The 26,199-nt window shown below is 55.1% G+C and carries 20 protein-coding genes; 10 read left to right on the top strand and 10 right to left on the bottom strand.

The window, feature by feature from the left end:
* Together VJR68_RS00225 and VJR68_RS00220 are read left to right on the top strand one after the other, a co-directional pair.
* Positions 1–228: hypothetical protein (locus VJR68_RS00225; RefSeq protein WP_324145534.1), on the top strand; the 228-nt coding region annotated here is incomplete at its 5' end.
* 112 nt (positions 229–340) lie between these two features.
* Complete coding sequence (locus VJR68_RS00220; RefSeq protein WP_324145533.1) at positions 341–985, top strand: hypothetical protein; 645 nt, start codon at positions 341–343, stop codon at positions 983–985.
* A 46-nt stretch (positions 986–1,031) separates the two neighbouring features.
* Here the strand turns inward: VJR68_RS00220 and VJR68_RS00215 are convergent, their stop codons facing one another.
* The 6 genes from VJR68_RS00215 to VJR68_RS00190 form a co-directional block, all read right to left on the bottom strand.
* Positions 1,032–5,066, bottom strand: coding sequence for a hypothetical protein (locus tag VJR68_RS00215; RefSeq protein WP_324145532.1), 4,035 nt, complete (start codon positions 5,064–5,066; stop codon positions 1,032–1,034).
* A 14-nt stretch (positions 5,067–5,080) separates the two neighbouring features.
* Positions 5,081–5,488 (bottom strand): DUF6375 family protein, encoded by a 408-nt coding sequence (locus tag VJR68_RS00210; protein WP_324145531.1) that lies wholly within the window; start codon positions 5,486–5,488, stop codon positions 5,081–5,083.
* The gene (locus VJR68_RS00205; RefSeq protein WP_324145530.1) at positions 5,485–6,285 is read right to left on the bottom strand and encodes a radical SAM protein; all 801 of its coding nucleotides are present in this window, start codon (positions 6,283–6,285) and stop codon (positions 5,485–5,487) included. The genes VJR68_RS00210 and VJR68_RS00205 overlap by 4 nt, the downstream gene beginning before the upstream one ends.
* Positions 6,286–6,627: 342 nt before the next feature.
* Positions 6,628–7,311 (bottom strand): hypothetical protein, encoded by a 684-nt coding sequence (locus VJR68_RS00200; protein ID WP_324145529.1) that lies wholly within the window; start codon positions 7,309–7,311, stop codon positions 6,628–6,630.
* Positions 7,308–8,243 (bottom strand): GIY-YIG nuclease family protein, encoded by a 936-nt coding sequence (locus tag VJR68_RS00195; RefSeq protein WP_324145528.1) that lies wholly within the window; start codon positions 8,241–8,243, stop codon positions 7,308–7,310. Before VJR68_RS00195 ends, VJR68_RS00200 begins: the two co-directional genes overlap by 4 nt.
* Positions 8,244–8,336: 93 nt before the next feature.
* Positions 8,337–10,163: an ATP-binding protein gene (locus VJR68_RS00190; protein WP_324145527.1), complete on the bottom strand. Its 1,827-nt coding sequence runs from the start codon at positions 10,161–10,163 to the stop codon at positions 8,337–8,339.
* An 862-nt stretch (positions 10,164–11,025) separates the two neighbouring features.
* Between VJR68_RS00190 and VJR68_RS00185 the strand changes: the two genes are divergently transcribed.
* The 4 genes from VJR68_RS00185 to VJR68_RS00170 all read left to right on the top strand — a co-directional run bounded on the left by VJR68_RS00185 (position 11,026) and on the right by VJR68_RS00170 (position 16,107).
* Positions 11,026–13,428, top strand: a complete 2,403-nt coding sequence (locus tag VJR68_RS00185) for a hypothetical protein (RefSeq protein ID WP_324145526.1) — start codon at positions 11,026–11,028, stop codon at positions 13,426–13,428.
* Complete coding sequence (locus tag VJR68_RS00180) at positions 13,425–14,423, top strand: AAA family ATPase (RefSeq protein WP_324145525.1); 999 nt, start codon at positions 13,425–13,427, stop codon at positions 14,421–14,423. The genes VJR68_RS00185 and VJR68_RS00180 overlap by 4 nt, the downstream gene beginning before the upstream one ends.
* Before the next feature lie 767 nt (positions 14,424–15,190).
* Positions 15,191–15,805, top strand: a complete 615-nt coding sequence (locus VJR68_RS00175; RefSeq protein WP_324145524.1) for a hypothetical protein — start codon at positions 15,191–15,193, stop codon at positions 15,803–15,805.
* 32 nt (positions 15,806–15,837) lie between these two features.
* The gene (locus VJR68_RS00170; RefSeq protein ID WP_324145523.1) at positions 15,838–16,107 is read left to right on the top strand and encodes a hypothetical protein; all 270 of its coding nucleotides are present in this window, start codon (positions 15,838–15,840) and stop codon (positions 16,105–16,107) included.
* Between the two features lie 195 nt (positions 16,108–16,302).
* On the opposite strand, the gene VJR68_RS00165 is transcribed toward VJR68_RS00170, so the two are convergent.
* Positions 16,303–17,199, bottom strand: coding sequence for a DUF2971 domain-containing protein (locus tag VJR68_RS00165; RefSeq protein WP_324145522.1), 897 nt, complete (start codon positions 17,197–17,199; stop codon positions 16,303–16,305).
* 249 nt (positions 17,200–17,448) lie between these two features.
* On the opposite strand from VJR68_RS00165, the gene VJR68_RS00160 reads away from it, so the two are divergent.
* The 4 genes from VJR68_RS00160 (at position 17,449) to VJR68_RS00145 (ending at position 21,144) form a co-directional block, all read left to right on the top strand.
* On the top strand, positions 17,449–18,885 hold the full coding sequence (locus VJR68_RS00160) for an IS1182 family transposase (RefSeq protein WP_324145521.1): 1,437 nt from the start codon (positions 17,449–17,451) through the stop codon (positions 18,883–18,885).
* A 485-nt stretch (positions 18,886–19,370) separates the two neighbouring features.
* Complete coding sequence (locus tag VJR68_RS00155; protein ID WP_188792599.1) at positions 19,371–19,739, top strand: PadR family transcriptional regulator; 369 nt, start codon at positions 19,371–19,373, stop codon at positions 19,737–19,739.
* Positions 19,736–20,677, top strand: a complete 942-nt coding sequence (locus VJR68_RS00150) for a sensor domain-containing protein (RefSeq protein ID WP_324145520.1) — start codon at positions 19,736–19,738, stop codon at positions 20,675–20,677. The genes VJR68_RS00155 and VJR68_RS00150 overlap by 4 nt, the downstream gene beginning before the upstream one ends.
* A gap of 5 nt (positions 20,678–20,682) precedes the next feature.
* Positions 20,683–21,144, top strand: a complete 462-nt coding sequence (locus tag VJR68_RS00145) for a DUF1579 family protein (protein WP_324145518.1) — start codon at positions 20,683–20,685, stop codon at positions 21,142–21,144.
* Positions 21,145–21,520: 376 nt separating this feature from the next.
* Here the strand turns inward: VJR68_RS00145 and VJR68_RS00140 are convergent, their stop codons facing one another.
* The 3 genes from VJR68_RS00140 to VJR68_RS00130 form a co-directional block, all read right to left on the bottom strand.
* Entirely contained in the window at positions 21,521–23,044 is a 1,524-nt protein-coding gene (locus VJR68_RS00140; protein WP_324145517.1) for a DUF1800 domain-containing protein, read from the bottom strand.
* Between the two features lie 133 nt (positions 23,045–23,177).
* The gene (locus VJR68_RS00135) at positions 23,178–24,377 is read right to left on the bottom strand and encodes a DUF1501 domain-containing protein (RefSeq protein WP_324145516.1); all 1,200 of its coding nucleotides are present in this window, start codon (positions 24,375–24,377) and stop codon (positions 23,178–23,180) included.
* A 17-nt stretch (positions 24,378–24,394) separates the two neighbouring features.
* Positions 24,395–25,939, bottom strand: a complete 1,545-nt coding sequence (locus VJR68_RS00130) for a DUF1800 domain-containing protein (RefSeq protein WP_324145515.1) — start codon at positions 25,937–25,939, stop codon at positions 24,395–24,397.
* Positions 25,940–26,199 lie beyond the last annotated feature (260 nt).

Below are 26,199 nucleotides of genomic sequence, written 5' to 3'. Positions count from 1 at the left end.
GCCATAAGTTTCAATACCCTGATCGTTGCGGATGAAGGGACGACCATCAGCGGAGAGCAGCTCTACGAACTTTTCGAAAAGGCAAAGCGAGAAAAGGTGACTATGGCCAGCCTTGCGAATGAGATCCCGAACGCCTCCGTCCAAATCGCCGTCGGAGCGGGGCCGGATGTGGTAGAGCAGGCGCCACGGACTGCCCAAAAGCGGGGCAAAAAGAGCACTGATTCATAGACGGAGCGATGTGCTTTGCTTAGGTCTGCTTTCGACTATGGATTCAACCGGTCAACGCGACACCTCTAGATCGTGGTGCTACTCAAAACCGTGGGGACGTCGGAGGACATAAATGGCACAGGACGGTAGCGTAAAGATGAGCTTTGATAAGGATGGTCTCATCGCCATCAAGAAAGCAGTCACGCGCGGAAAGCCTTATCACGAGCGTATAAGTATCGCTTTAGCGATTCGCTTAGCAAATGCGTTTTCCGCAAATGTTGATGCCTTCTCAGTCTTGGATGAAATTGACTATCTGGAAGGTATCAAACCGACGTCCAGAACAAAGGAAGAGGCACAATTTAAAAGACCCCCTTTGCAGGGACTCTGGCACAAGCACTTTTTCTCGCCTAAGCACCTCGTTAAAAACATAGGTGTTCGCTGGAATCTTGATAATGGAGGCAACAAAGGCCTGTCAGCGATGATCTCAGAGATCCAGAAAGAGCACGGCCAAGATCCAGACGTATGGCCAAACGTGCTAGCACATCGTCTCGTCATGGGAGGGTTTGAGGAGCGCGCGGCTCGTGGCCTAACTGGTGATTGGATAATCTATGCAAAGCACAAAAATAATAACTTCTATCTTGACCTTGCTACTCACGAAGAGGGACTCGAGCCTGAGCAACTTCTACAAAAACTACGAAATGGCTGCAATGCCGAATTCCCCTTTGTATTTGATGACTTGCCGAATACTGCATTCGCAGCCGGTTCCACGTCCCCATAAACGTCTACTGCCTCCAAGAATGGCGTATCGCCTCGCATGATTCGGCCTACGGTAGAGCACTCGAAGCAGGCTGATAGACGTGAATGCGCTTGTGAATATGCTGGTGGTTTGCGTAGTACTCGTGCAGGTTGTGTGCCTCGGCTGATCGGTGATGGAAACCACGCTCTCCCCACATGAGCCACACCAGCGCATTGCCGGACTGTTTCAAGTAGTTGTCAAGAAGGTCGCGACGCAGATAGCTGAAAGAGCCACTTATCTGCGAACCATACTCGCCGACCTCACGGTATAGGGACGCCACGCCTGAAGCATCGTGCAAGTCCCATTTGTTGGCGCGGTACCTGAGACTCAGAGCTTCACAGAGCAGTTTAGAAGGCAGGCTCGCACCGCTGCTCTGATTCACGGCGCTGTGGTAGCTCTCCCAGGCGTATTTCTGTACCGGGACGCTGACCGCAACGCCGTTGTTTGACCGCCGATCAGCAGACACCATGTATTCGGAACCATCATCCTCTTGCACATCAACGGCAGGCAGTCCCGGGGTCGAAGAGAAAGGCATCTCCCCTGCATACGTGTAGTAGTAGCTTGGCCCCTCCGGAATGGCATCATTGCCAGGATATTCGAGACCAGTGAACAACATGCACAGGCGTTCGACTTCTCCGCTGTCTACGAGTACACCTCGAAGGAAGGTGAAGACCTGTCGGTCATCAGTGGGGGCGTTCTGTTCAAGGAACCCGTCAAGTACGACCCACGGACCCGTCAGGCCATCAATCTCCGCGATCTCGAGGATGCGGCGGTAGTCTGGTTGCGGCCCTCTCACCACCCAGTCGCCAGCATCCGTAGGCTGGCCGTTGAACAAATCTGGGAGTGGCAGGTCGATGGTGGCGGCCTCGAGCGGGAACGTCGGGTCAATGTCCGCGTCAGAGGGGCGAGCGCCGCGATCCTCAGCAAGGAGGCCCTGTGCGTACCGGACACCCCACATCTCGAAGTAGGCGATCCAGCCGTATTTTTTTCCATATCTATCGACCTTATGCTTGTCATTTCCCATTCGAGAGCCGGATTTCATTTGCCGGTCAATAGCTTCGAACTGCTCAGGGTCATAGCCAAGCATCAGCATTCGCGAAACAATTGCCGGCAGCACCCGCAGGTACTCTGGGTTACGGTTGTCGTAGTTTGAGCGGCCTGGAATCAGTCTCCCCATAGTGTAGTTGCCGAAGTCCATTCGAATCGCCTCGCGCCTTGCACGTTCGATCACTGCTGGATCGTACTGCGGCATGTTCTCAAATGGACTGGGCAGATAGCTAAACGGTGGAAGGAGATGAGCAGCCTCGTGCTCAGACAAGCAATTCGGATCAACCATCCTTGCGATGGCAATGGTTCCCAGACAGTACTCCTGATATAGGGCATGCCAAGTAGGATGCGTCGCGCCAGGCGCAAACATCGCTCGGTAAATCTCACGAGCGAATCTAGGCAGAGTTTCGCGCATCTCCACAGCATTGATATCCGACCAAGTGGTTAGCGCCGCACCGTAGGCAGCGGCGAACATCCGCTCAGGGACATATGGGTCTGAAACGGCAATTGCCTCCATTGCTAGCCGGAAAAACTCCGCTGGCCGCTTGGTGGCGAATTCGTAAAGGGTCTTGGTCGCCACATCACGCAATCTTTTAGACGTCGATGTCAGTGTCCACATCACCCAGCGCGCCCGTCGAATCTCTCGCTCATCTAGGCCACTGGAATTCCATCTGGTCGACAGAAATTTGAAATCGTCTTCAATCTCCTCGGATTTCTCGCGAACCCACTCCGTCCAAAAAAGATCGCGCTGGATATTGGACATAGCCAAGAGCACGCCGTGCAAGAAGTCCATGTCAAACGGATGCGCTCGCGCTGCTCTGATGCTTCGAAGTCTCTCGAAGGCAAAACGTGCGAACTGCTTCGATTCTTGCATTGCTCGCGCAAACCGTTCCACCGTTTCCCGCCCAATGTGTCTTGGGTCCGATTGCGCAGTCAACAACAGAGCGTTTAGGACGAGATTCTCGTCCGACAAGTCTTGCCAAAGCTGGCGCCTGCCAAGACGGTGCGGGTACAGGCCAACCAGGGCCCTGAACACGTCATAGGCGAAGGTATGCGACCCAGGCTCACGAAATTGGAACTTCGGGCGTCCTTCATCGCTTTGAAGCCACGGTGCCAAGGCCGGCTTAGCAAGCAGATGGTGCGCCATCACATGTCCGGCCATTAGGTCGTATGCAAACGCGATTCCTTGGCCGCCGTCTTCAGAAGTCGTTCGAACGAGGACACCTTCGGACTCAAGCGCGCGAATGACGCTGGCGTCCCAGCGGCCCACATCTCCAACTGCCGTCCGTGCAACTTGAAACTCCACGCTTCTCGTGTTGCCATCCCAAAGGAGACCCGCGATGGTCCGCAGCGCATCTTGCACTTCTTCCTGATAGGTGCGGTTCGACGTCGGTGACAGCTCAGCGACGCGTGCGGCGACCTTGTCGAAGTGCTCTTCGAACAAGCTTGTAAGTGAACTGGGCAGCGCCTCCACCCCGACCATGTGCTGGCGGCGCGGGTTCGCCACCTCGCAGAAGATTCTCAGCGTTAAGGGGTGCTGTAAGAACTCGATTGGTAGATCCGCGTCGGTAGCGTCGATCTTGTAGTACTCAAAGTACTTGTCGATGGCCGTCTGAGGATCTTCCTGGAACCCGTTATGCTTAATTTGAGGAAATTCATCTGGCAGGCACATTTGCGCGAACTCGTTGCGCAGCGTGACAACCAGCAGGACGTATGGAAATTCCTTCAAAAGCTCATCCGCTCGGAAGAGCTCATCCCTCCAATTTCTCGGGTCTTCCGCTTCATTCAGGCCGTCAATGACAATGGGGATGCGTTTCCCCGCGCGCTGACCCGCCGCATCTACGGCCTCGACTAGGCGGTCGAAGCTTTCCGCTGGCCTGCCAGAAATCTTGAAGGCAGACACGAGATCGTCAAGTCCTTGGCCTGAATGAAGGTTCTTGCCCAACAGCAAGACCCCACCAGGGAATTCCGCGTCCATTTGCGTCACCTTGACGGCGAGCTCGGACTTTCCTTCGCCAGCAGCTGCAAGCACGGCCACGGCTCGAACGCCGATCGACCGCTCCAGACTACGCAGTGTCGACGAAACTGCGTGGATGTCCGCGACCAGATTCGAAGTTAACGGAGCTCCGTCAGAACGTGCCCCCCGCAGTTTCGAGAGCAGTCTGTCGTAGCGCACCGGCAGAGGTGGATTCGACGCCAGTATTTGCTGTACAGCGTCGAAGTCGCCCTTGCCTAGCGCTGCGTGCAGACTATCAAGTAGTTCAGCCAAGCCCGTAGCTCGAGCCAAAAGTAAATCGACTCTGGCCTTGATTTCAGTTTTGAGTTGCTCTGTCCGCGAAGCAATGTCCGTGCAATTCGCTTTTAGGGCACTTGAGAGTTTCTTGAGTGACCGCCACGCGCTCTGGCCGCCCAGACGCCTGAGTATCTTCTCTTCGGCTCCAACGACAACATGAACTTCTGGCTGGTATCGGCGCTTGAACGGAGCCGCAGCGAGCCTGTATTGCTCAGCAAGTAGGGCAGGCGTCAGAACGAGCTCACCGAAATAGGTTTCTCGAAGTAGTGTTCCCGGACCAGCGAGGAGGTCTTCGATGTCGGTTGACGTCAGTAGCTCCAACTTCAGCTCGGGGAAGCGATCATTCTCAAGAGCGAAGAACCATTGTTGATCTGCTTTTGTCAGCGTGTGGCGTGTCCAAAGCTTCCAATCAGTTACACCTGGGACATGCTTGCGCGTTTTCTCCATGCCCTCAATGATCTTGCTTCTGCGCACGGCCCCCAAGTCTTGTCCGTTTGCCAGCTCATACCATTTGCATTGCCAACCGATCCAGCGTGGTGGCGCTCCGAGATCACAAGGCTCCGTCAGCTGAAGATGGAACTCCACGCCGGGCTGGTTTGCGAGTTGTTTGAAGCGACCGAAACACCCGTAGTGTCGGCGCACCAAAGAGCGGCAAAGCTTTTCGAAGTTCTCGTCCGCTGCTCCGGGTAGCTCGCTGAATACATCCCAATTTATTTCAGGCATCGGCGCCTTCTCCGTCAGTTGGCATCGTCAGAATCGGACGGGTAGTCGTGCGCCGAAAAGACCTCGACCTTCGCTCCAGCTTCGATGAAGAGCTTCACGAACGCAGACACTTCAGCCTCGTCAGTCGTGACAGTGATTTGGTCGCCTTTACGCGTGAGGTGATGGTCAGATACCAACTGCCCGAGATCAGAAGGACTTAAGGTGTTGAGGTTCAGGCTCCGCAGTAACGAGAGCATGTCATCTGAAAACCTCTGATCTTCTGGGTCACCAAAAGAGACGGCGTGGCTGTCATCTTTCGAAGCCTGAGCGCTGAGTCTGTCAATATCCTTCTCAACCTTCTCCGCGTCTTGTGCTCGCTTGAACCTACCGATGAGAACCAGGTTCATCGAGTGCTCGGACCCGTATCCGTTCCAAATCTTCATGATTGCGCCTCCTCACTGGTCTCTAAAGTAGCTTTGAGTCGCTTAAGCGCCGAAAGAACGCCGGCGTCTCCTATTTTCGTGCCGGCAGGCGAGTAAGAACTTGCACGCAGCATGCCGGATGCGTCTATGTGTGCATAAGCCCGAAGGCCTCGCTCATCGGGGAATGGGTCGCAAGTCGGCAGTCCTGCTGCATCCATCTCACTGATCGCCAGGCGAACCTTACCTCTGTAGTTGGATACCCAGCCCTGAAGTGCCCGGCCGACCACTTCATCCATGCTTGCAACCGCGGCGGTTGCTTGCTGAGGGAGCAATAGCAATTCGCTAGCTCCAACCTTTTGCGCGAGTTCGCTCATCGCATCAAGTTCTGAAACTGTGCGCTCGTTGACCACGACGTTGATCCCAAAGGGAGACAGGGTTGCAATCGAATCCATGCCTCGGAGCAGGCTGGCAAACTGCTTTCCGCGCTGTTCTTCATAGGTGCAGCCGACCCCGTCAACGCTAATGCGTGCGAAGTGGATCGAGCCCTTGAGGCGCTCGACCAGCTGTGGCGCCAAGCGATGACCATGAGTCGTGAATGTGACCGCGAGCTCAGTTTCGGCCGCAGCCCGTTTGCAAACGTCGACGAAATCAGGATGCAGGGTAGGTTCGCCGCCGCCAAATCCGACGCCGAGGCACCCCTCAGTATCCAATTCCTTTAACCAGCCGAGTATCTGATCAGTATGCAGTGATGCCTTGTGCTTCGGCGCGTAGCAGTACGCGCAGTGAAGATCACAGACATTGGTGAGTGCAATAGACACCTGCCGGGGGGACGTCGACCAAACTGCCTCTCCTGGGCGCAACTCGTCTAGCAGGACATTCAGGCCTGAACGCCGATCAAAAAGATGCATCCCGTTTGGGCCGAGTCTGCACTTCACAAGACATTCTCACCGAAAGCGGTTACGTATTGCGCACGAAAGTCATTCGACGTCTCTTTGTCATAGGAGACCTGGCTGGTTTCGGGCTTCAACTCTTGGCCTTTCTGCGAGAATGCGTTCAGAACAATTGGCAAGACTGGATCCTCATATACGCCTTACCCCCGTCGTTTGCGAACCTTGAAACGTTGAGTCAGCCGTGGATTGCAACAAAGGAAGATGTTCTAGTTACTGCCCCGTGGATGCGCGCGCAACTTTGGTAAATATCTCCGCAAATTTGTCAGTGTTGGGCTCAACCGCCGTCCAGTAAGTTGTCCAACGTACTCGTTTGAGATTCCTAATCAGTGCGGCGACGTCATCTATCGCAGCGTCAAGCATATAGAGCTTGCGTAGCGTTTCCTCTCGTGGATTTTTACCTGGAGGGAGCGGCGCCGCTCTAAGAAGGTAGATTTTTTCCGCCTGATCAAGGTATGACTCGCAGTTAGCTTTTATGGGTTCTCTATCGGCCCTGATTACAGCTATTTTCTCCTCTAGCGGGATAGATAACGGAATCAAACCGTTTAGCTTGCTAAGGAAGTTGCAGAGGTTGAATGCCGGGCCCGAAGTTGCTTGTCCAAGGTCAAGTTCACTTCTGATTGCTATTTCATCTTCTTGAGTTAGTCGGATTTTAAAGTCACCTTTTATCTTATGATTGCCGAGTAATTTGAATCTAAGCATTCGCTGTGTTCGGCCAAGCAACAGGAATAGCTCAAGGTCGCCCCAGATGATCTTTCCGGACGAGTCAGTCACAAGAAATAGCAAAAAAACAAATCGACCATGGCCGTCGAGAAGCGTGAACGCGATGGACGGCTCATGCCGATTGACTGCTTCAACAAAGGCAGGGTGAAGGCCGGTGAAATTGAACTCAGTCATCTTGAATCTAACTCCTCAGAGAGCGCGCCTGACCATTGTTTTTCCAATTCCAGAAAGAATTTAGCTTCTTGCGCTCTTATCGTTCTGCGGATCCTTTGGAGGCGAAGATCGTCTGGAGTGCCGATAACGGCAGCGCGCTTTACCAACATTGACCTGACGGCCTCGCAACCGGGAAAACGGGATTGGTGATAGGGATCTATTGGTTCATCGGTTAAAAAACGGCCGTTGACGCAAATCTGCATGTAGTTTCGGCTCATTTGGCTACCGCCGCAAAGAATCGCCATAAAGCCATGTGGGCAAACAAGTGAAGTCCATTTTTCAATTGGGTCCTGCGCTTTTTCAAACAGCCGACTGGCTTGGCTACCTTTGAGGTAGATATATCCATCATCGTTTGGTTTGGCCGGCCTGGGTTTTAAAATGCCAGTTAGTGAACCGATATTTTCCACTTCATCCAGCCATGCCTCTAGTTGTATCAAGCTCTCTTCATTGACTCTCCGCGCGCGCTCATGTTGCTCGGCAGCAATGTGCGATCTCTCAGCAGCACGCTTCTCCTTGGCTGCTCGCTTAGCGATTCTTTCCTCGGTTGTCGCTCTTAATGGAAGGGGACGTGGCCGTAACCTGCAGATTTCCTCTACGCTAAGTAGATGCTTCTGATTTTCTATGAATCTAAGAACGTCTTCGAGCGAAGCAATATCAAACCACTCGGTATAACCTTCGCCGCGAGGCATATCAAAGTTCTTTTGGCGGAACATGTGATGCAGCACGCGTTCAGCCTCATAGGCAGAGCCATCTCGAAAGCGAACTTCATAGCTAGACGAGACATCTATATTATTGGGAAGGCGCGAAATTCTTTGGTGTGGTCGGTGGCTAACACCGATTTTGAAGGCCGAGTGCTCTTCATTTACCAATAAATAAAGGATGTCGCACTGCATGATTTTTCTCAGAAGGGGTCTCTTGAAATAAGGTCACTAGTCTTCTAGTGGTGACAATGAAAACTGTCTTATCTGCAAAAGAATGTTTGGTATTCACAACATCGCTGCAATTCGCCGTAGCCAGCCTTCTACCTCACCCGCCGGGTCGCGTTCCCTCAATCTTGCGGCCGTCATCCGTGGGAACGCTTGTCCAGCCAGCCTCTTCTTTGCCGTCTTGTCGTTGACCGGCGAGCCAACTTGATTCAATGCATGTAGCGCTGCCGAGAAGATTGCAGGCACTGCGTTCCCATTTGCATCGAGCTGGTCGGGTACAACAATGTTCACGCCGAATGCTTCGTGAATTGCATCAGCATGTAAGTAGTTTTCCACTTCATACTTCAATGTCTGTGCTGCCCAAGATCCATCGGTTCGATTGTTGACCTCTGCGACCGATGCTCCGTAAATGGCTACGTCGCTGTCGTAGATATGTACCTCAGGCCTCCCTAGCCCCTTGAGGTAGTGCTCGGTCACCCAGTGCTGCAAAGTAGACCCTCCCAGCACGATGAAGGCCACCCTCCCATCATTCGCCAGATCCGGAATGGTGGCATCTGCAAGGTTCAGTGCTCCGCTCAGACACTTCAATGCGGCAACGTCAGTCGGTCCCTCAACACACAGTAAGACTTTTATCTTGCTGTCTGCGACGACCCCCAACGCTTGCGCGACCTGACCAAAGACATCTACGCCTTCGTCAATTACCGGGTTATCGTTAGCGTCGCGAGAGATGAAGCGAATGCTGTCCGTCGGAAGCTCTGCCGCGAATCCTGGGCTGTGTGTCGTTAAAAGTACCTGGTAGCCGGATTCGCTAGCTAACGTCTTGAAGGATTCGATGAGGATCTTTTGATTGTTCGGGTGCTGTGCAGTCTCGGGTTCTTCGATCGCGTAGATGATGCTCCGCTTGCTGCCGCCTGAAGCTAAGCGCCGCTCGGCTGCCGCTTTGAAGAAGCTGACAAGTACGAGTCGGCGTACTCCGCTACCTCGCTTGTTCAGTGGGATGCCGTCATCTGTATCCATATTGACTGAAAACAGTCCGGTCCATTTTGCGGTAGTCGGTGGCGTGAACTGAGGGTTCAGTTCCTTCGCCAGATTGGCATCAATTGCTTTTAGGGCCTCATGGGTGCTGCGGGCAATTTCTTCGGCTTTCTCCTTGACCTTGCGCTGGATCTGTTCGATCTCACCTTGCATCTCTGCAATGGCCGAGGCGACCGCTGCCTTCATGGGGGTCTGCACTTCGCCGTCAGAGTCGCGACTGCTGCGATCACTTTGGAACAGGGCAAAGATTGGCAGGTGGCTATCTAGCTGCTCCCAAATGCGCTTACTGTCCTCCTTCGCTTTGCCCATTGGCAATGCGACGTCAGCAAGCTTTAGGTCTGCCTCGGCCTCCCATAGGGCTCTCCGCATTCCAGGGTTGCCCTTGAGTTGGACAGCTAGTTCCTTTGCTTTGATCTGGGCCTGTAACTCCTTTTCCTTAAGTTCCAGTAACCCTGAGACACCGTCAGCCGTGGGATGCTGCGCCAAAATGAAGATTTCAACACTGGGCCTGCTGCCCTTGCAGTCGTAGACCTTCTGAATCTTAAGAGTACCTGCTGCCGATAACATGTACTCATTGGCCAGTGTGGTTTCTGCACCTGCATCAAGTGTTAGCGAAATTGGCAGATCCTCGAACTCGCAGGTGATGTACACCTTTTTGTCTAAGTTAAAGATGTTGGCATCATCAGCTTCGATCTTCACGGTCTCGTTGTTGAAGAAGATCTCGAGCGCTTCAAGAATCGAAGACTTGCCGATGTCGTTTTTTCCAACAAAGGTGGTCAGGTCATCAATCGCGACGAAAGCTTCTTCGCGATAGCAACGAAAGTTTTTGACGGCTACGGACTTCAAACGCATGCGTCTTCCCCCTGTCCCCTGTGACGACCTCCCGGAACTTTGCTAGGCGCTCGTCTCAATACGTTGGACGAATTGCCTGCATTTTGGCTGTTTTGGAAGTCGTTGATCCCCTTGCAGTTTACCAGCTGAATACTATGCGTTTGCTATATGCGTTGCTATTAGTGATTGTCATATATAACAAAGGGTTAGCTTGACTTTTTTGTTGCGCCGGCGCAGTTTTCGGGCAAATGGCGCTACGGCATACATCCTCTATTCCTGGCAAGCGATGGGCGCTGGCTTGTGAGTGCGCAAGACAAGGTGTGACTAAGTAGGACTAAGCGCGACTAGCGATCATCGTCGGGGCAGTGAGGGCTTCAATGATCAGTAATTCAAATGCGCTGGTGGAGATGGATAGTTACCTACCTAAGGCGCCTATACTTTCCGCGGCCGAGACAGCGCGTTTGCTGGGCTACCCCTCCACCGGGGCATTAGCAAAGGCTCGCCAAGCGGGCCGGCTTCCATTTGAAATGTTTCAGGTCCCTGGTCGCCGCGGCTGGTTTGCGGCCACGCCAGTCGTACGCGCGTGGCTCCGATCCATCATGGCCGGCGGTGGGGCTAGCCAAAATCATGTGAAGGAGGGGCAATCATGAGCGGATAGCGTCTTTGAGGCGCTATAAACGCCAAACCCCACGTGATCAGACGTGGGGTTCGGTAGTGAAGGCGAGGCTTTGCTGACCTGCTTCCCTTCCAGTTTTAGTGCCTTCTCCCCGACACGTCAAGCACTTCCGCCACTTTGTGGTGCGAATCCGTTTCCGTGTGCCATGAATTCAGCGGCGTTCTTATCGCCGTAGGGGTTCTGCGCGCCTTTCGAGAGGGTATACCTATGTTCTCCGAATCAAATCGTGCGCTGTATTACCAGGCTCAGGGGCTTACGCCAACAGTCATTCGTGAAGTCGAGGAGATGCGTTTGAACAGCCCGTCTCGGGACCTTTCCCAAAAAGGGTTGAAAAACATCATCGTCGACTTCTACTCATCAAAAAATGACGACCGGCGACGCTTCGAAAGCTATACATGCGAGTTCCTCCTAGGCCTTGAGCTCGAGATTTTTGGGCGATGCCACGAGTACTACGTTCAAGTTAGCCCTAAGAATATCGAGCGTTATGGAAAGACAAACTCCATGACGATCGACTTCATGGTCTTTGACTATGGTCGAATTCGCCTAATCGAATGCAAGCCGCACCATCGTCTCGAAAAGTTGGCGTCCAAGCGCCCGGGAGAATGGGTCTTAGAAGATGGGCGATGGCAAAGACCTCCGCTCGTAGAGTGGGCTAAAAATAGGGGGCTTAGTTATGAGGTGTGGTCGCCTCCGGAGCCCCACGGTATCTACCAGACCAATCTATTAGCACTGTACGGCGTCATTGGTTCGCACTGCACTGATATTGCGGATGAGCCGTGTGTTTCTCGGTTGCGGAAGACCTTGGAAGCACGGGTAATGACATTAGGTGAAGCCCTCGATGAGGTCAAAGATCTGACCGGCACGCACGTTCTGGCGGCCATGGCCAAGGGTTACGTATTCGGGCCTCTCAAATCATTGCCGCTAGACGCCTCAGAACGTTTCACACTTTATGAATCGGAGACCCGCGCTCGCGAGTATGACGATCAGACGCTTGCAGCACTGAGGTCCGGACTGACACAACCCGCCGTTGAATCTCCTGTCTTGTTGGCTCGTCCGTCAGATTATGCGTACGGTGTAAAGCGTTTGGAGCGGGTATGCCGGATGCTAGAAGGCAAAGAGAAAGCGACTCGTCGCTATGCGCCTTTGGTTGCGCTGGTTGCCGAGGCGAAAAAGGTAGGTGAAAGCCCTTTGGCAGTTTGCCTAACACACTACGGGAAATCGGGGAGACGAGCGGGACAATTAACCGGCGATCAAGAAAAGGCGTTGTGCTGGTCGATAAGCCGATTCAGAAAAGACGCGTTGATTCGCACGAAGGTTCAAGCTCACGATAATTTGAGAATTCGTTGCGAAAGTGAAGGCATACGGACGCCATGCAGGAGCACTTTCAATCGTCGCTTGCGGCAACTCAATCACCTTGTACGTGCCTACACCGAGGGTGGCTATAGGGGGTATCACGCCGTTGAACCAGCCATTGACCCCGCTCATCGCACGCTGCGATCCACCGTCGCAGGGCTCATGGTTCACGTCGACGCAACTAAGTTTGATCTGCGGTGCAGTCCGGACTTACTTGCAAATCTTGGTTTCGAATGCCCCACAATCTACATCGCAATGGATTCAGCTACGGGGCGACCGTTAGGACGGTCTGTGATGTTTGGAGCTGCGTGCCGAAATGCACTAGCCGTTCTTATCCGCGACATTCTTCATCGCCAGGGCTTTCTCCCTAAATATTGGGTTGCCGACAGCGGCTCTGAATATATCGGAGCGTGGTTTGAGTCATTTTGTTCAGTTTATGGGATGACAAGGATACAGCCACCTCCTGGAAATCCACGAAAGAACTCGCTCGCCGAAAACGCGCTGGGAAGAATCAATTCTGAGCATGCTCATGGATTCCTTGGCAGCACGGCGCCTGATCAGCGAGGCCGCTCAGTTACGGCTCGTCAGAAGAGCCGATCAACCGCACAGCACAACTACAAGACTGTCGTTGAACTGCTTGACACCTATATTTTCACCGACATGCCGTCCGTTCCCTACGGGAATGATCGCCTTAGCGGCGATGAGAAGAACGAGTCGCTGGTTAGCATGTTTGGTACAGCTGGGGTTGTTCATGTAATCAATAAGGAAGAGTTCCATATTGCAACCTCCATTCCCATCGAGCGTGACATCAGGATTGATGGGAATCGTGGTATGAGGTGCCGAGGACGCACTTATACGAGCAACGAATTATTGCAACGAATTCGACTCTCCCCGGCCTTGGAAAAGCGATTGGATTGCGTTGATGCTCGGCGGATGTACGTTAAGTTCTCCACTGGCTGGGTGCTCGCTACAACCGCAGACAGTCTTCGCAACGGTGCGTTGAGCGATCTTGATAAGTTATCGGAAGCGCTGCTTGATCGAGGTGTGCGCTCCGAGAACACAAGGATTCGCAACGAATGTAGGGTAAGGCGCACTCAGCGAACGGAAGAGGCCAACGCGGCCGCTGGGAGCTCCGCTCACCTTGTGACTCCGGATGAGAAGGCGGCTAACACGGAAGTTACACCTGAGCAGGAAAAGCGCCGCTGGTCGTCTCCAGAGGAAAGAGTGGAGCCTTTTGAAACGGAGCCGCGGGGATGAGGGCGATCATCAAGCACCCAGCATTTGAAAAGGGGCGGCTTGCATTGAGCCGCGCCCTTGATACGAGGATGCGTGGGCAGATCATTTTTGTGGTGGGCATGTCAGGGATAGGAAAGTCGGAAATCCGTTACGACGCGATAAAATCTATAGCAGGTCCTCCGGAAACCTGGACCGCTGGGCAAATTCCAGTCATTCCGGTACGAGCGACACCCACCGATCGATCTACCTTTAGCCCAAAGGAATTCATTACGCGGTTGTATCTGGCGTTCTTCGAACCTGATTTCAGCTGGGCAGTTCGTCGGGCCGACGTCGGTGATTCCAATGAGGTGCATGCACACATGGATGAGCGTTTGGCGTGCACCTTCGGCCTTGACATGCGTGCGAAACGCACTGAGCACCAAATGCGAACCTACGTAGAGCGCATGGCGCCTATTCGTGGACTACGAGCGATCTTTATCGACGAGGCGGCTTCACTTACCTATACCCATCCATCAAAGCGTCCTGTAGACCACATGATTAACTACATGTGTCTTGCAGAAGAGATTGGCATAACCCTGGTTTTATTCGGTGTGCCTAGGGTGGCTGCACTTTGGGAGGGTGATGCAGAGATTTTACGTCGATCTCGGTTCGTTTTTATTGATCGTTACAGGCACGACAAAAAGGATGATCTAAAAAGCTTCGAGCGACTTGCAACGATGATCGCCAAAGAGTATCCATTCAGTCGGTTCAGTCTTGTGAATAGAACACTCGACTTGGCCTACGCATCTAGCGCTGGCGTCTTTGGTGAAATTAATGCTTTTTATCGCAGGGCGGATGATCTGCGCGCTATCGATGGCTGTTCATCAATATGCCGACGCCATCTAGAGGGTGCGGTTAGTAACGCTGCGACGTTAGCTACGCTTCACGCTGAGGCTGCGCTTTTTGACAGCCTCCGAACCCCAGCGGATGCTGCAACGATCTGTAGGCTGTTCAATGATGAAAGGGGGCGTCGATGAAATTTGGAGGGGCCGGAAATTGGACTATATTACCCCCGCTTACTCTCCGTGGTGTCGGAACTTCGCATGTTGAATCGCTTCAGCACTACGCAGATCGTCTCCTTTGGGTAACAGGGCTCATCCCCGCCGAACTTAGAGAGCTCATCAGGTGGAAGGATGGGAAATCTAATCGTAGTGCAATCGTATTTGATGGTGGACTAACGGCTAAGGTGCTGAGTCATGTGGATCGACTTGAGCTCCTGACAGGCGCTAAACATCTGCGCTGCGGAACGTTGTGGGCTCTCTCAGACATCCTTTCGATGCATTCGAATCTATACGGTGGTCAACGTAGAAGATGGTGCCCGGTATGTTATGAGTACTGGGATGAACTGTCTTATGAACCACTGATGTGGAGCATTGATCTCGCTAGTTGTTGCCCAATCCATGAGTGCAAATTCGAACATGCCTGCTCTCATTGCGGCAATTTTCAGCGGAATGTACATGAACTTGATAGGCGACGGTTTTGCTCATCGTGTAAAAAGCCACTCGGACACGAAGCTCGGCCAGGATATTTACCCGGATTCCTTATATGGGTGGACCAACAAGTCCATGAGCTCGTCGAATATTGTGCGACACCGAGAGAGATGCCGATGGGGTGGCATAGCTACGCGAGATTTGTGCGCGGTTTGCGCTTGAATGCACGTGCTAGTGGAGTGGTGCAAGAATCAATGCGTCTTATTCTGCGTGACATGGACAGGCATGCAAAAAGGAGGTCTCGTAGGCCGAGCATGAGATCGCTCATCAATTTGTGCGCGTTGCAGGGTATTTCAATGACGCAGCTCCTAAACGCGCCAGACGAATCTTCCGGGCCAAGCCTATTCGAACAATATTCTGGGCTTCGTTACCTTCCACTGCCGTCAGCCTTCCAGGCGCAGCGGATTTATATGGCAACTCGACTAATTGAGCATTTTTTCGAACAAAGCCCCGCCTACTATCCACCCATATCGCAGTTGTTGAGGCCACTCAACGTACAGCGTTTGGGTGTGCGGGATGCGGTTCCCGAGTTGTACGACGCTTATGAAGCTAGGTATCAGAGTCAGGGAAATCGAGATCGTCTAAAAAAGTTGAGCCAGGCCTATATGGCGGCGGATTACTGGCTAGGATCTACTGGCCGAGATGCTGACAGTCGTTCTATCGCCCTTGAAATTGTTGATGCAATTGAATTGGCAATGGATGATGCCGTAAAGGTGCTGGCCGGAGCCGTAGCGGTAAATGATGCGCGTGCGTTCTATCGCTTAGATGGTTATCGAAAAGAGCTTCCAACGAGAAGTGCCGTAGAGTGGGTCACCGGTAGGTGGTCGGAACTAGTCCATCAACTGCATAGACGGTCTGACCAGTGGTGAATGGTTTGGTGACTGTCGGGAGGTGTGTACTTATGAACGAGAGCAATAAAAAGCCTATCTACATCAATAGAGACTTATTGTTGGCCGTCAGCAAAGTGCTGAGACCTGGCGAGACTGCTATTGGATTTATCGAAGAAGTACTGCAAAAGGGCGTGGCTTGGCGTGAAGATGACCGACTTTTTTTTGAAAGGGCTCTAGCGTCGAGAGACGAGGCCAGAGAGAGTGGTAAGTACGTGAGCTCGGATGAGGTCATCGCAAAGCTCGATGGCATATTGAAGCGACGTTCTACTGGTGAGACTTAGAAAGTACGCTTTTTCCGATTGCGATGGTATTTGAGCAGTTCGGTGGTTCAGTCTACAGAACGTACTGGTGTCGGACGCGTTGCTTCTGCGGTCAAATTTGATTCTGACCAAACGTCCGCTCCGGGTCGAAAGCGGACAGTTCACTCAGGAGACCACGCTGCAAAGATGGGTTGAACGGCGAACACGCGATCAACCTTAACCCCTGAACTTGATGCTCGACCCAACCACCGGAACATCCGGATATCCCATGTTGACAACAAAGACTTTCACGCTCTCCAGCAGGTCAGCGCGCGATGTTGGGCTGACCACAATCTCCCTGATGGGCAACCTGTTGCCTGGTGGCTGGAGGTCTCTGGAAATGTACTTTGTGGTGATGTACGGGATCACCATGCCTTTGGCGACCCGATGCCTGGGCTTCTTGTTCTCCACGGTTTGGCTCGCGTTCTCGATCGTTAGTCGCAACTCGTCCTCTGATGCGTACTGTGGATGCTTGAATAGGATGAACTGACTTTCGATCAGATAACTCAAATCAGCTAGGAATGGATCGCTGAACGTCCGATACCCATCAAACTTGTCTTTGAATATTCGAATCAGGGCCCGGATGAGGTTCACCTGCACGTCTTCTTCATAGATGACCATTTGTTGTCGCACGTGTGTGGGGTGTGAGTTCCCCACGTTCCACAGGGCAAAGTCGGCGTCAAACTTGATGCAAATGCTTTCGCTGCTATTTCCGTAACCCTTCCACTGATCCAGTTTGTCTGGGGAGCGGGACATGGATGCAATGTAGATGGCACGACCACTCGAGATTTTGACGGACTCCCTCAACCTCTCAAGGAATCCTCGGAATTCAGGATCCACTTCCGTGCCGGCAGCTTCCACAATCACATTAAGCGCCAGATCCTTTCCATACGCGTATTCCCGCATGTCATTGACGAAACGGTGATCCGACAGCCAGAGCTCCTGGCTTTCGACAATACCAACTGCCCCTTGGAGACTCGTGTAGTGGCAAAAGTTTGTTGCTGCCCAGGTAGGCTCCTGCAACAGTTTGAATGCCGCGTGGGTCGTGCTCTCAAACAGCGCGTGAAAGTCCATGCTTCCTTGTTCCCGCCACTATCAGAATCCTCGAAATGTAGCTGCAATGGACGCTGGCAAGAAGACCCTTATTGTCCGCTTCGGGGAGTCCGCGAAAACGTTAGCGGCCACGCACATCAACATGGCGCAAAAGAGTGTCCTTCTCACGTCCCCCCCCAATTTCAAAAGGTCCGCTATGGGTCCAGGCTGTGTGAAAACACCCGGTAAAACAAGGCGTCTACTCTAGCGCCATTCCAGCGGGAGTGTCTCATGAAGCGATTCGTGGATAGCGTGGATCGATCGCAGGCCGTGCTCTTTCCCGAACGGTTGGATGATTACATCGACGAAGACAACCCTGTGCGTGTCATCGACGTCTTCGTCAATGAGCTGGACCTTGGCAACGTGGGTTTTGATGGCGTCACACCTGCTCCAACAGGCCGTCCGGGGTATCACCCGAACATCCTGCTTAAGATCTATATCTATGGCTATCTCAATCGCATACCCTCCAGTCGCCGCCTGGAACGTGAGACGCAACGAAATATCGAACTGATCTGGCTGGCCGGCCGTTGTTCGCCTGATTTCAAAACTCTTGCCGATTTCCGCAAGGACAACGGCGCTGCCATCCGTCGTGTTTGCGGCCAATTCGTGCTGTTATGCCGGCGCATGCAGCTTTTCACCGATGCCGTGGCGGCCGTCGATGGCAGCAAGTTCAAGGCCGTCAACAGCCGTGATCGCAATCTGTCGGAAGCCAAACTCAAAGCCCGCATACAACAGTTGGAATCCAGCGTGGCGCGTTACTTGGATGAGCTCGACCGCGCTGACCGCGAACCAGGTCAGTTACCCGAAGCACGAGTGGCCCATCTCCAACGCAAAATCGCCACCGTCCGCGAACACATGGCACACCTGAAATCCCTGGGCGACGCCATGCGTCGAACACCCGATCAACAGCTATCGATGACCGATCCGGATGCACGTTCCATGGCCACACATGGCCGCGGCTCGGGCGTGGTGGGCTACAACGTGCAGATGGCCGTGGAAGCTGCCAACCATCTCATCGTGGCACACGAGGTCACCAATGAAGGCCATGACCGTCATCGTCTAGCTAGCACAGCCGGTGCCGCAAAAACCGCCATGGCGTGTGACGAACTGACCGTGATCGCCGACCGGGGTTATTACAAGGGCGAAGAGATTCTCGCTTGCGAACAGAACGGTATTACGCCGTTAGTGCCTAAAACGCAGACATCTAGCAGCATGGCAGCGGGGCGTTTCGATAAGCGGGATTTTCGCTATGACGCCAACCGCGATAGCTATCGATGCCCAGCGAACGAGGAAGCCCCTCGGCGCATGACGACCATCGAAGATGGCTCGATGGTGCATGTCTACTGGCCCTCCACCTGCCCCGCATGTCCGTTACGCAGCGCATGCACCACTGCACGCTATCGGCGTATCCGGCGCTGGGAGCACGAGGCAGTGTTGGACACCATGCAACGGCGCCTTGACCATCATCCGGAAGCCATGCGTGTGCGCCGCCAAACCGTTGAACATGTTTTTGGAACGCTCAAGGCATGGATGGGGTCGACGCATTTCTTAATGCGAACCTTGCCAAAGGTTGCCACCGAAATGAGTTTGTATGTGTTGGCTTACAACATGAAACGAGTGATCAAAATCGTGGGGACCAAGGCATTGATGCAAGCCATCGCAGCATGATCTTCGTTGCTCATCGCGAATCGCTGTCGATGACGCTTCGGAGGCGCTTGGCCACATACGATTTTGTGTTTTCACACAGCCTCGGTCGAAAGCAGACCTCCCCAAAATATAGTCGAATGGTTTGGCGCGGATAGCCCCTTGCCTCAAATCAGGCACTCGTGAAGGGGGCTCGCCGAAAGTGCTGTTCAATCCTGCCTAAGTCCGCACATTGTCCTGTTGGACTCCTGGAGGGCGCTATTTAGCGCGGGTGTAGATACTCCGAGCGGCTGTGTCAGGCTTCTTTAGTGCCTAGTCTCAGGACCAGCCGAGTCGGCTGACACCAATGTATGTGCGCCCCCTCTGACACCAATGTTTGTACAACGTGTACATACATTGGTGTCATGCCCAGATGGCACAGGTAACCAGCCCCATGACTTCATACCCATACACTACTGCGAACTTCGCACTACTATTCTCTCCACGATAAGTGGAAGGGCAGGGCAGCCGTGGAAGACATTGCGGCTCAAATCAAGAAGTTTCAGAAAGAGCTGTCGGCAGGGACGGTGTCGCTGGTGTTGCTGGCGGTGCTGGGGCAGTCGCGGCAGCCGTTGTATGGGTATCAGATTGCCAAGCGGCTGGAGGAGCTGGGGGAAGAGGGCGTGCTGGCGGGCAAGCAGAGCGCGCTTTACCCGGTGTTGCGCAATCTGGAAGGGAGCGGTCTGTTGGCCAGCGAGGTGGAGCCCTCGGTAAGCGGGCCGCCGCGGCGTTATTACCGCATCACCAAATTGGGACGCGAGGTGCTGCGCGAGTGGATTGCGGCGTGGGGGGCTACGCGCGATTCGGTAGACAAGGTTCTGCAAGGAGACTGGCGATGAATGCGGATGCACCAAAAATGCCAAGGACGATTGCCGATTATCTGGAACAACTGCGGGCGGCGCTGCGTGGCGCGGATCCGGCGTTGATCCAGGATGCGCTGTATGACGCGGAGGAGCATCTGCGCGCCGAACTGGCCGATCAGCCAGGGCGCAGCGAAGCGGACATGCTGGCGAAAGTGGTCAGCAGTTACGGCGCGCCGGAGGAAGTGGCGGATATCTATCGTGATCAGGAAATAAAAATCCAGCGTGCGCTGCGTCCACCGCGGCCGGCGAAGCAGGCGTCCTGGGTGGGTCAGTTCTTTGGCGTGGCGGCCGATCCACATACTTACGGCGCGCTGTTCTACATGGTGCTGTCGCTGGCCACGGGCATCTTTTATTTCACCTGGGCGGTAACGGGATTGTCGCTGTCGTTCGGTTTGCTGGTGCTGATCATCGGCATTCCGTTTGCGCTGTTGTTCCTGGGTTCCGTGCGTGTGTTGTCGCTGGTGGAAGGGCGCATCGTGGAGACCATGCTTGGCGTGCGCATGCCGCGGCGGCCGGCGTTTTCCACGCGCGGCATGTCGTTCTGGCAGCGCATTGGCGCGGTGATCAGTGATCCGCGTACGTGGGGCACGGTGGGTTACATGATCCTGATGTTGCCGTTGGGTATTGCCTATTTCACGCTCGCCGTGACCATGCTTGCCACCTCGCTGGCGTTGGCGTTGGCACCGATTGCGAAGGTCGTGCTCGAGTCCTTTGGTATTCCATATGCCAGCTGCAATGGCGATGTGTGGGTATGCAATTGGGTGAACTGGTGGGGCGGTTGGCCGGGGACGATTTGCGCGTCGATTATCGGCATCGTGATGTTGTTTGCCACGCTGCACATCGTGCGTGCGCTCGGTTATCTGCACGGTCAAATCGCCAAGCATTTATTGGTGGCGGGAAACGCTAGGGAGTGATCGCCATGGACGTTCTGGAAGGCAATGTGCTGGACGCGTTGGCAGGCGAGTGGTTGGGCGAGGAAACGATCGCCACCACGCGCTGGGGCCAGGGTGGGCCTGCGACAGGGCATGTGAGCGCGCGGCTCGACCTTGGCGGCAAGGCGTTAGTGCTGGATTACCGCGAAACGCGCGATGGCAAGCTGGCGTTGCAGGCGCATGCGGTGTTCATGGGCGGCCAGGAGCCGGGTGAGTACGCGTTGTATTGGTTCGACAGTTACGGATTTGCGCCTGCGCAGCCGGCGACAGGCCATTGGGATGGGAAGCGTCTGGTGTTCTTGCGCAGTTCGCAGCGCGGGCAGACGCGGCACATCTACGAGTGGGTGTCAGATGGAGTTTACCGGTTGGTGTTGGAGAGTTCGTTTGATGGCGGAGTGAATTGGGAAAGGGTGATGGAAGGGGAGTATCGGCGGGTTGAGGATGCGTAGGTTGGGTTACGCTGCGCTAACCCCAATGGCACTCACTTAGGCATCGTCGCCCCGGCGAAAGCCATGTCTCTTGATCGCAAATCCGATATAGCTCCAGAGTCCAGTCTTGCGATGATCGCTCCGTCCCCTGCAAGCAGGTGACGGAACTGGTTTGCGGCGTTTTTGCAGCGATCGAGTGGGATCAGCAAGCCCGAAAAGATGTGATCAGGAGACAGGCGAAAGCCGGGGCCCAGTGTCTTGGGCGAAATGCAAGTCGCTGGGTCCCGGCTTCCGTCGGGACGACGGGTTCAAAGTTTTTCGCTGTAGTCGAGCGAAGACCGCCTAAGTTAGTGCCATTGGCGCCAACCCAACCACTGCTGCCACGCAAAGGCCTCCGCTAGCGATAATTGAGATCCGGCGATGAAAGCAGAAAAGTATTCCACTCCTGCTGCGATGTCGCCTTCGCCAAGGCATCACGGGTGGCTTTCGACAGATACGGATCGATAGCGTCGTAATACAGGCGGGTGGTGAGCATGGGGAAGCCGGCGGTGCGGGCGGTGCTACCGTCGGGGGTGAAGAGTTGGTTGTTGCCGGTGCCGATGGCGTGCGCGATGTCGAAGCGTTTGGCCATCTGGCCGGAGCTGGACCAGGCATCGCTATCGAGCGGCCAGCCGTCGGGGGTGATGCGGCCGAATAGCGGTTGATCCAGTTGGTTGAGCCAATTCACCAACGGCAGCGCGTTGACGATGGGTGAGCCGTCGTAAGCCAAACGTACCGACGAGACGATGAATTGCGCGGGGTCTTTGAACTTCTTGCCAGCGCCGGTGAGCAGCTCGGGCGACTGGAACATCACGCGCATCACCTGCGCAATATCGCCATCGGTACGCTGGAAGGTACGCGCCATTTTGTTGATCAGCGCGGGTGGCGGGTTATCGGCGACGAAGTAGGCCGCCAGCTTGCGCGAGATGAACTGCGCACAGGCCGGCTGCTTCACGATCAGGTCGACGGCCTGTTGCACTTCGTCGAAACCGCTGCCTTTGATGGGTTTGCCGAGCAACTGCTTGTCGCTGAAATCATGCCGCTGCGGGTTGAATTCGAACAAGCCATCGCGCACGACCAATGAGGCCATCTTCGGGTTGAAGTTTTCGGGTTTGCCATCTACCGGTGCGATGCCGACGCCGGTAAGGATGAGCGCCAGTTGCTGTACGTCCTGTTGGGTATAGCCGGCGTTGACGCCCAACGTGTGCAGCTCCATCAGTTCGCGCGCGTAGTTTTCGTTGACGTGGCCTTTGGCGTTTTGCGCGTTGTCGAGAAATTCCAGCATGGCCGGGCTTTGCAGCGTGGCCATCACCAGGTCGCGGAATTTGCCGAGCGCATGCGTGCGGATGGTGTTTTCGTAATCGGCCAGCTCCCAGCGCACGCGCCCTTTGGGCGCATACACGCTGAAGTGGTTGAGCCAGAACCACACCAGTTGTTCCTTGAGTTGGTTTTGGCCGTAGATGGCGTGCAGCAGTTCGGCTTGTTGCGCTTGCAAGCCGATCTGGTTGCCGCGTTGTTGAATGGCTTTGTTGGCGGCTTGTTTTTCCGGGCCATCCGGCATGTTGCGCAGCTGTTGTTGTTCCTGCTGCAGTGAGGTGAGCAACTGATCGAGCGGGGTGTGGAAGGCGTCGTAGCTGTCGATTTGCGCGGCGATGGGGGTGGGCAGGGTGTCGGCGAGTTGATCGTTGAGTTGTTTGGCGAGGAGGGTGTTGCGGCCGAGTGCGCGGTATTGCGCGACCATGGTGGTGTTGAGGCCGAAGCTGTCGCGACGTAGCCAGGCGATGTCGTTGGGGGTGAGGTTGGTGTTCGCCGCAAGAGTAAGGATTGGTGCGAGTAGCAGGCTGAGCGATAGCGTGAGGGTGGCTAGGGCGGTGGGACGCATGCAATGGTCTCGGCGAGTTAGTCCTTCGGGCATGTAGGCTGGGATGACAATTCCAGCTTTTATGCGGCTTCCTAATGCTGGGATTTCATCCCAGCCTACGCGGGAATGAAGGCCTTGGGGTAAGGCTTTTTTGTTACACCAATTGCAGATCACGTGGCTTCGCCTGCGGAAATACATCCTGCAGCTGATTGCCGCGCAAGCCCCAGATGCGCCCCAATAATCCGCTATATACATCCCGATAATTATTGAGCACCTGATAATCGCGGTTCTGCAACAGGTTCTGCTGTGTCACTGCGACTTGCTCGCCGGCAATGCGTCCACCATTGACCTTGCCGCCCAGTACCCAATGCACCGTGCCGTGGCCGTGGTCCGTACCGCGGTCGCCGTTCTCGCGGAACGTGCGGCCGAATTCGGAAACCACTACCACCACGGTGTTGTTCCATTCATTGCCGAGCGCGGCGGCATAGGCGGCAAGGCCATTGCCGAGATTGCGCAAATTGTTGGCGAGGCCGCCGGTGACGTTGCCCTGGTTTACATGCGTATCCCAGCCGCCGACGTCGACGAAACCGAGGCGGTATTGATCGCGCATCAACGCGGCAATGCGCTGTGTTTCCTGTGCGAATCCGGAAGCATTCGGTGCACCGCGGCTGGCGGCGGTCATTTCTTTTTGCAGATCCATCGATACCGAGCTGCGCAGGCTGAGGCCATCGGCAGCGGCGGACGCCAGCGGCGTGTTCTTGTACATGCCGGCGAGGATGGAGGATTGCCGATCATCGAAATTCGCCTTGGTGTTGCCCTTCAGCGAGATATTGGGAATGTCCTTGCTCGCGCCCTGGAAGCTCAGCGGCAAGCTGTTGGTGAAGGCGATGGCGGGTACGCCGGTAAGCTGGCTGGACAGGCGCGCGAGGAAACCGGAGCGGTAGTTGCCGTTGACGTTCAGCGGCTCCCCGCGTTCGATGCTGTCCTGCGTTTCGAAATGGCTGCGCGTGAGATCGTCGGTGCCCGCGAACGGAATGAAGGCGATCTGTTTCTTTTCCCACAGCGGATAGATCGAATCGCGCAATACCGGGTTCATGCCCCAATTCGTATCCAGCGGCAGTGCCGCATTCGGGTTATTGGCGTCGGGCTTGGCGATGGCGATGGTCGGGCGCGATTCGTAGTAGAAGTCGCTGCTGTACGGCACCAGGAAGTTGTTGCAGTCATAGCCGCCACGCAAAAACACAAACAGGAAGCGCGGCGAGCTGGCGGGTGCGGCAAAGAGACGGCCGGAGAAAGACAGTGCCGGCAACGCGGTGGCGCTGGCGGCGGCGAGCAGGAATTCGCGACGGTTCATAACGGTCCCTCTTTGGCTCAGCGGTAATTGAAATCGGGGGAGGACAGCAGAAAGGTGTTCCACTCCGCCGGCGAGTTGGCTTTGCCGAGCGCGTCGCGCGTGGCGCTGGAGAGCGTGGGTTCCAGCGTCTGCTGGAACAAGGCGGAGTTCAACATCGGTGGCTCGGCGTGTTGTACTTCGCCATCCGCATTGGCGAACAACCGGTTGCGCCCGCTGCCGATCGCGCGCGCCACATCGAAGCGTTTCGCCATCTGTCCGGAGCTGGACCAGCTTGTGTTGTCGCTGGGATAGCCGTCCGGCGTGATGTGGCCGTACATCGGTTCGGCCATCTGATTGAGCCAGTTCACCAGCGGATCGGCATCGGTGACCGGCTTGCCGTCGTAGCTCATGCGCATCGCGGAGGCCACGAATTGCATCGGATCCTTGAATTTCTTGCCGGCACCGGTGGTGGCATATGGGGAGAGGAACATGGTGCGCAACACGGCGGCGATATCGCCATCGGTATTCCGGAAGGTGTTGGCCATGGCATTGACCAGCGCCGGCGGCGGATCATCGGCAATGAAATAAGCGGCCAGCTGTTGCGAAATGAATTGCGCACACGCCGGCTGATGCACGATCAGGTCCACCGCCTGTTCGATTTCATCGAAGCCGCTGCCCTTGATGGTGTGCCCGAGAAATTGCTTGGTGCTGTAGTCGTGCCGGCGCGGCAGGAAGACGAACAGGCCATTGCGCACGACGCCAGGGCGCTGATTGAAAAAACGCCCATCCAGACCATCGATGGTATTGGGTCCTTCGCGCGGCGGAATGATGCCGGCGCCCGTCAGGATCAATGACAGCTGCTGCACGTCCTGTTGCGTATAGCCGGCATGCACACCCAGCGTATGCAGCTCCATCAATTCGCGCGCGTAGTTCTCGTTGGTTTTGCCACGCACGTTGTGGGCGTTGTCCAGATACAACTGCATGGCCGGGCTTTCCAGCGTGGCCATCACCAGATCCTTGAACTTGCCCAGCGCATGCGGGCGAATGACGTTCTCTTCGTAATCGGTGGCGAACAGGCCTATCGCGGCTTTGCGCGCATAGATGTTGAAGTGGTTGAGCCAGAACCAGACCATCTGCTCTTTCAGCTGGTTTTGGCCGTAGATGGCGCGCAGCAGTTCCACTTCCTGGCTTTGCTTGTAGAGATCGCGGCGATACATCTGGAAATCTTTCTTCGCTATCTCCTTGGCGCTGGTATCGGCGGCATCGACCTCTTTCACCTTTTTCGCTTCGGCACGGTAGTCGGCGATCAGCTTGGCAGGCGAGGTGTTGTAGACCTCGTAACTGTTGATCAGTGGCGCGACGGCGGGAGGCAGGGGATCATCGCCGCCGGCCAATTGCTCATCCAGGAAACGCGTACGGCCCAGTTCGCGATAGCGTTCGACCGTGGCGCTGTCCAGGCCGAAGCTGGCGCGTCGCAGCCAGGCGATATCGTCGGCACTGAGCGGCGCATTGCCGGCGGCCTGCAGCGGCAACACTGCGGCAAGCAACAGCAAGCCCAGGTATCTCAAGCGTGGTGCGGGCATGGTTGGTGGCTCCCCCGTTGGCACATAGGCCCTCAACGCCCGGTTGCCTATTACGCTGACCGGGCCAACGACGAACGCAAGGAAATATTCGGCTGTGATTCACGAATTTGCGCCTTGTCTGTTAAAGCGCGGTTACCATCCACGTTCCTGTGGAGTTGAAGCATGCGCAAAACTTACGACCAGGCTTATTTCGACAAGTGGTACCGCGACCCCAGGCATGCCGTGCGCTCGGCGGCGGCATTGAAGCGCAAGGTGGCGAT

It is taken from the genome of Dyella sp., assembly GCF_035277725.1.
Classification (GTDB): domain Bacteria; phylum Pseudomonadota; class Gammaproteobacteria; order Xanthomonadales; family Rhodanobacteraceae; genus Dyella_B.
The sequence above is the reverse complement of the archived record's forward strand: the minus strand, read 5'-3'. Positions and strand labels throughout refer to the sequence as shown.